Here is a 6,707-nt window from a genome sequence, read left to right as displayed (position 1 = left end):
ACATAGGAAGGCTGCCTTCTAAGCAAAAAAGGTAACTGAGCAAAACTCGGTTACCTTTTTAAAGTATAAACGTAATGGTTAGCTATTTTGCTTCGCTTTGATGCGAGCTAAAATATCAGCACTTTTTGGACTTGTGTCGCCAATGCCTGCTTCAGCCATTTTTGCTTTTAAGTCATCGCCATTTACGTCTGACTCAAGTTGCTTTGCAGCACCTAGCTGGTCGCTACGATCTTGTTGACGCTGTTTAATACGTTCAAGCGATTGACGAGCCGATGTCATAGACGAGCTGTTTGTATTAAGCGTGCTGTTAACAGCCATTGTTGCTTGCTGTACGCTTTCAGTGGTTTTAACCATTGTAAGCTGGCGTTGATTCTCTTTAATCGATTTTTCAGCATCTTTAACTTGCTGCTTAAGCGCAACAATATGGTTACTAAAGCCAGATAATACTTGCTCGTTTTCGGCTTTTTCAGCTTCAAAGTCACCAATTTTTTCTGCAATTTCTAATGCTAACGCTTCGTTGCCCTTTTCAAGAGCTTGGCCTGCATACGCTTCGTGTTCCGCGATTGATGCATCTACAGCGCTAATTTTACGCTTAGTTTGCATTTCTTTAGCCATTACTTCTGTAAGGCTTTTTTTAGCGCGGTGAAGTGCATTTTGCGCGTCTGCAATTTCTTGCTCAAAAATACGGATGCCATTTTTGTCTACAATTGCTTCGCCTGCTTCACGAGCGCCGCCACGTACTGCTGTAAATAATTTTTTTAAAATACTCATAATCTTAACTCCACTAACTGGCTATTAATCGTTTAAATACAAGGTCACGGCTTCTAGTGCATCGATAGCGTTATCGGCTAATGTCACTAGTTCGTGGGTAACGTCATCTAATGATGAATTTACCGACAGTGCACCAAAAATCGCGTATTTGTTATCGATTTTAGCAAATGCACTCAGTGGAATTGGCACGTTTAAACGTAGTAATGTTTCGTTTAACTCGTTGCGTAATTCACTCTTAACTTCATCTTCGTCAAACAAGTAGCTAATACATAACAACTGCTCTTGCGTTTGTGTAACAAAAATTGGAAGTTCATCATTTCCATCAACAATGACTTGTAAAACATCTTGCTCGCCAGGGTTGGCAATCAAGAAAGACTCAAAGTTAGCGCCTTCAGTTTCAAAAGAAGCTAATTTTATTGAAAGTTCATTTAATTCCATGTCTCTGCCTTTTGTCGTTTGACATATTATGTCTGAGTTAAGATTCTCACGGCCGACATATTATGTCAACCATGTTTTGTTAGTTTTTATACAATTCGCTTTCTATTTGCCATGCAGTTCGGTAGTAATCATACAACTGACCAGATCCTAACCTATTGACCTCAATACTTTTAACTTGTTCAAAGTAGTGGTTAGGAAATACAAAGCTTGCCAATAAATATTCTTTACTAATCCACCTTGATGGCACAGGCATAGCCGTCGCATCATTAATACGGCCACTGGCCGACTGACCCATTTTAGTGGCTATAGTCCAGCCCCACTGCCCAAACGAAGGTATGTTTTGCTGATACTGCTCAACATAGCCAAACCCTGCGGCTTTAACTGTTTTAGCAATGCTTAAAAACGCTTTTTTAGCGTGGTAAGGTGAAGTTGATTGAACCGCCATTGCGCCATCGGGTGCTAATAACTGACGTACATGATTATAAAAGTAGTCACTGTACATTTTATTTAGATCAGGGTGATTTGGGTCCGGTAAATCAATTAAGATAGTGTCGAACTGCTTAGATTGATCAAGCAGCTTTTCAACTTCTAAAAATGCATCACCCACAATTATGTTGGCTCGCGAGTCTTGCATCGATTTATTGTTTAGCTGTAGTAATCGCTTATTGATGTGCTCTGGGGGCGTAAAGTCACCGTCTTTATGGCCAAATAAATTGAGAAGCTGCGCGTCTAAATCTATTAGCGTTACTTCGCTTACAGGCCATTTTAAAACATCTCTAAGTGCAAGCCCGTCACCACCACCAATTATTAATACACGGTCGTGTCTGTTAGAGGCAAGCATTGCAGGGTAAACCAGCATTGAATGATATATTTGTTCATCAATACTTGAGAACTGCAAACGCCCATTTAAATATAAATCGGTGATTGGCTGAGGTTGGTTTTTGCTTAACCTTTCGGTTATTACAGCCAAGCCTTTACCAGCAACGCACCAGCGCCTTACTAAATCGCCATCGTTTGAGGCGCGCCTGCCATTCATTTTAACTTTATATTTTGACTCACCATCGGTGAATTCCCACGTATTATTTATAATATCCTGCAACTGATAAAACAAACCTTGATGCGACGCTAAATCATCGGGATGCATGGGAGCCCCGTTTTGTAAGAGATATTCGTCAGTTGCACATAACAAGCGCGGTACGTTACAAATTTTGAATCCATAAACGCTAGCATCATTAGGTGAGCCATAACGAAGCGCTATATCAACTGAGTCACGGTAAAAGTCGATATTACTATCACTTATATGCGTTCTTAAACTTAGCTTTGGATAAGTGTCCATGAGTTCATCAATCCATGGGATCACTAAGTTACGGCCTAAGTCAGATGAAAGGGCAACACGCAACTCCCCTTCAATTTCGTCGTGCTCACCTTTTAGATTTTGCTTTGCAAGCTCAAGTACAGCTAAAGCCTGCTCACATTGTGGTATGTAGCGCTCCCCAGCAGCCGATAACCTTAAATGACGTGTTGTACGAACAAATAGCTCACTACCAAGGGCTGCCTCAACACGTTTAATAGCCGCGCTTGCTGTGGCTGTACGCATATCTAACTTAGCAGCTGCGAGCGTAATACTTCTAAACTCAGCGACTTTTAAAATAAGTTTTAAATCTTCTATGCTCATATTATCTATTTATATTTGATAATGATTCAACAATTATGTGGTTTATCTATATTAAAGCAAGGTCTACTATATATCCATCAGCTAGCCAAAGCATGGCTTGCAGCTTATATGTAAACAAATTAGGACACTTATTATGAAAGCCGTTGGTTATAAAAAATCTCTTCCTGTTTCTAACCCTGAATCGTTAATTGATGTTGAATTACCACAGCCAGTTGCAACAGGTCGTGATTTATTAATTAAAGTTAAAGCTATTGCAGTTAACCCAGCAGATTACAAAGTGCGTGCATCTATGCCCCCTGCTGATGGTGAAATAAAAGTTATTGGTTGGGATGCTGTTGGTGAAGTTGTTGCCATCGGCGATGCTGTAACGGCATTTAAACCTGGCGATGCTGTTTACTACGCAGGTGATATTACCCGCCCAGGTAGTAATGCAGAATTTCAATTAGTGGATGAGCGCATTGTAGGGTTCAAACCACAAAGCTTAAACGATGCTGAAGCTGCTGCATTACCCCTTACTGCAATAACAGCGTACGAATTATTATTTGAGCATTTAAACATTGTAAAACAAGCAGCTGATGCAAAAACAAAATCAGACGAAGTTATTTTAGTAACAGGTGCCGCAGGCGGCGTTGGCTCAATTTTTATCCAGCTTGCTAAAGCGATTACTGGTGCAACAGTGATTGCCACTGCATCGCGTGAAAGCTCACAAGCATGGGTTAAAAAACTAGGCGCAGATTATGTTGTTGATCATACAAAACCATTACCCGCTCAAATTGACGCATTAAACATTGGCTCGGTAACACATGTAGCAAGTCTGCACAGTACTGATACTTACTTTGAAGCGTATACAGAGGTACTTACACCATTTGGTAAAATTGCAATGATTGACGATCCTGAGTCATTAGATGTTAGTAAATTAAAAATGAAGAGCTTATCGCTACATTGGGAATTTATGTTTGCCCGCTCAATGTTTAATGCCAAAGATTTAATTGAGCAAAGCAAGTTATTAAATCATGTTGCTGAGTTAATTGACCAGGGCCATATTCAAACAACTATTGGTAAAAATCTAGGCATTATAAATGCGGCTAACCTGCGTATTGCACACGCAGAACTTGAAGAAGGTCGCTCTATTGGCAAAATAGTGTTGGAAGGTTTTTAACGCGCTGCCTGAATTAATTGAAGGCACCAATGTAATTGGTGTCTTCAGCCAATATTTCGGGGTGGTTATGGCTGTATTTATATTTATTAAATAAACTATTACCTAATAATATTTGATAATGATTCAACCATATACCTGTTTATCATATTGTAATAACCCACTACTATCCGTACCTAGCTATATTGATAGGCTTTACTTTACGTAGATATCAATTGAATTAAATAAGTAGAGTGATTTAAAAACACGATATTATTTTTGTAATAAATTTTTAAAAGGGTTTGTTTTTACTAAAACTGACTCAACATAGTAAATACTGGTAAAACACCTACTCAATGGAGAAACTAATGACTCACCCTATTATTAATGACTTAGAAAAGCGTTACACAGCAAAACGTTACGATGCAACGAAACGTGTATCTCAAGACGATTTAGCCGTTATTTACGAAGCTATGCGCCTATCTCCATCATCTATTAACTCGCAGCCTTGGAAATTCATCGTAATTGAATCAGATGAGGCTAAAGAGCGTATGCATAGTACATTTGCTAATAAATTTGCGTTTAACCAGCCACATATTAAAACAGCTTCGCATATAATATTATTCGCTAACAATCCTAAATATACCCGCGATGACTACGCACAAGTTATTGATGCAGATATTAAAAATGGCCGTACTAAAGCAGAAAATCGCGAACAAGCTTTTGGTGCTTATGCGTTTGTTGATATGAATACTGATGAGCAAGGCGTTAATGAAGAGTGGACTAAAGCACAAACTTACATTGCACTGGGTAACACTATGCATGCCGCTGCACGTTTAGGCATTGATTCAACCCCAATGGAAGGCGTAGATGCCGAGCTGATTGGCGAAGTCTTTGAAAAAGAACTTGATGGTTACGTATGCGACGTGGCATTAGTACTTGGCTATCATGATAGCGCTGAAGATTATAATGCTAAATTACCTAAATCTCGCTTAGCAAAAGAGCAAGTTATTCAGGTTTTATAAGTAATACGTTATAAACTTAAATGATAACAATATTAAAAAACCACTTATTTAAATAAGTGGTTTTTTTGCTTTAAAGCAGTTTAACTTACTTTGCGCTGTGCAGCCTGAATGTATTGCACTAAATCTTCAATAGAAACAACGGTCATATTATGTTTATTAGCATAATCACTCACCTCAGGTAAGCGCGCCATTGAACCATCAGGATTTGTTAGTTCGCAAATTACGCCAAATGGTTTTAAGCCGGCAAGTTGCATTAAATCAACGGATGCTTCGGTATGACCGCGACGCACTAATACGCCACCCGTTTGTGCCTTTAAACCAAATACATGCCCTGGGCGGGATAAATCACTTGGTTTTGCATTATCCGCTGTCGCTGCTTTTATAGTAGTTACTCTATCAGCAGCAGATACGCCTGTTGTTACGCCATGCTTAGCTTCAATAGTGACTGTATAAGCGGTGTTATTTTGACTCGTATTGTTAGCTACCATTTGCGGTAAGTCGAGCTGTTTAATGCGCTCATCCCCCATGCATAAACAAACAATACCGCTGCCTTCGCGGATCATTTCGGCCATTTGAGAAGTCGTTAGGTGCTCAGCTGAAAAAACAAAGTCGCCTTCATTTTCACGGTTTTCATCATCAACGACAAGTACGCCTTGGCCTTGCTGTAGTGCAGTGATTGCGCTTTGTACGCGGGTATGGCTTTCGCCGAATTGAGTAAGTAGAGACTGAATCATCATTATATTCCAAATAAAAATAATAGATTCAGGACTGTGAAAGGATCAGTAATACATCACTTAAATTTAAAGCGATCACTACCAAAATAGCTTAAATAAAATAACAAAAAGCACGCAGCAAAATGCAGCGCACACTGTTATACCAATAACATTAAATTAGTGACTAAATATAGCGCAAAGAAAAATAGCTCAATTAACGCGATACAAGGATCATGTTTTTAATTAAATTGGTTTTAGTATAATAAGCCATATTCTCTTTCATCCGGACTGTAACCGTCGGCTCTGGCATCTCACCAGATCTGCTTGACCTTTACTTAACCTAAAATAAGTTAAATAAAGCGCTCGCGGGCTCGTTTAAGTCATAAAAAACATTAAACATACCGCCGGTGGGGAATTTCACCCTGCCCTGAGAATTTACAGTAAGCATTAGCACTTACTGTAGGCATATTATACGCTTGTATTTATTTGTTTTTCAAAACTAAATACAATAAAAACTACGAAAGTTGAATATTTAACGATGCGCGATCTACTATACCTTCATTTATATCAGCAACTAGCGTACAGGTAGCACCATTGACCAAATTTAAGTTAGGTTGAACGTGCCCTATATCGGCATCAAAAATTACAGGAAATAAACACCCACCTAGCGCTATATCTAACGCATGGCGATAATCAAAGGCATCGTAATGACCTTGTGTTATTTCACTTCGCCCTAAAACCAAGCCATTGATATCATCAAATATTCCGGCTAATTTTAATGACAGTAAAAATCGTGCAACGGTTGTTGGTGTAAGTTCTGAATTTTCGAGGTATAAAATAAGCCCTTCGGGCGCACTGTCCTTTTTAAACTCATGCAGCGCTAAAAATGGCGAGTCGAGCAATAAACCTACGGTATCTAAACACCCACCAAATAACCGGCCAGACATTTC

General features: G+C 39.2%; 6 protein-coding genes, 1 pseudogene and 1 riboswitch. Of the genes and pseudogenes, 2 read left to right on the top strand and 5 right to left on the bottom strand.

Annotated elements, in window-relative coordinates; translation table 11 throughout:
* Window positions 1-78: 78 nt before the first annotated feature.
* The 3 genes from H5072_RS08940 to H5072_RS21470 all read right to left on the bottom strand — a co-directional run bounded on the left by H5072_RS08940 (window position 79) and on the right by H5072_RS21470 (window position 2,884).
* Complete coding sequence (locus H5072_RS08940) at window positions 79-771, bottom strand: PspA/IM30 family protein (protein WP_004335088.1); 693 nt, start codon at window positions 769-771, stop codon at window positions 79-81.
* Between the two features lie 24 nt (window positions 772-795).
* Window positions 796-1,209, bottom strand: a complete 414-nt coding sequence (locus tag H5072_RS08935; protein ID WP_004335098.1) for a YjfI family protein — start codon at window positions 1,207-1,209, stop codon at window positions 796-798.
* A gap of 79 nt (window positions 1,210-1,288) precedes the next feature.
* Window positions 1,289-2,884 carry a LysR substrate-binding domain-containing protein gene (locus H5072_RS21470; protein WP_310735876.1) on the bottom strand — a complete coding sequence of 532 codons (1,596 nt, stop codon included), beginning with the start codon at window positions 2,882-2,884 and terminating at the stop codon, window positions 1,289-1,291.
* A gap of 133 nt (window positions 2,885-3,017) precedes the next feature.
* Between H5072_RS21470 and H5072_RS08920 the strand changes: the two genes are divergently transcribed.
* Window positions 3,018-4,043, top strand: a complete 1,026-nt coding sequence (locus H5072_RS08920; RefSeq protein ID WP_182693306.1) for a zinc-binding alcohol dehydrogenase family protein — start codon at window positions 3,018-3,020, stop codon at window positions 4,041-4,043.
* 344 nt (window positions 4,044-4,387) lie between these two features.
* Window positions 4,388-5,044, top strand: a complete 657-nt coding sequence (locus H5072_RS08915; protein WP_182693305.1) for a nitroreductase family protein — start codon at window positions 4,388-4,390, stop codon at window positions 5,042-5,044.
* Between the two features lie 80 nt (window positions 5,045-5,124).
* Here H5072_RS08915 and ribB read toward each other — a convergent pair whose 3' ends face one another.
* Both ribB and H5072_RS08905 read right to left on the bottom strand, forming a co-directional pair.
* Window positions 5,125-5,778 carry a 3,4-dihydroxy-2-butanone-4-phosphate synthase gene (gene ribB, locus H5072_RS08910; protein WP_182671740.1) on the bottom strand — a complete coding sequence of 218 codons (654 nt, stop codon included), beginning with the start codon at window positions 5,776-5,778 and terminating at the stop codon, window positions 5,125-5,127.
* Between the two features lie 246 nt (window positions 5,779-6,024).
* Window positions 6,025-6,196: riboswitch (FMN riboswitch) on the bottom strand.
* A 76-nt stretch (window positions 6,197-6,272) separates the two neighbouring features.
* Window positions 6,273-6,707, bottom strand: a pseudogene (locus H5072_RS08905) (LD-carboxypeptidase); the annotation flags it as partial.

This window comes from Pseudoalteromonas sp. SR45-5, assembly GCF_014163565.1.
GTDB classification, from domain to species: domain Bacteria; phylum Pseudomonadota; class Gammaproteobacteria; order Enterobacterales; family Alteromonadaceae; genus Pseudoalteromonas; species Pseudoalteromonas distincta.
The sequence above is the reverse complement of the archived record's forward strand: the minus strand, read 5'-3'. Positions and strand labels throughout refer to the sequence as shown.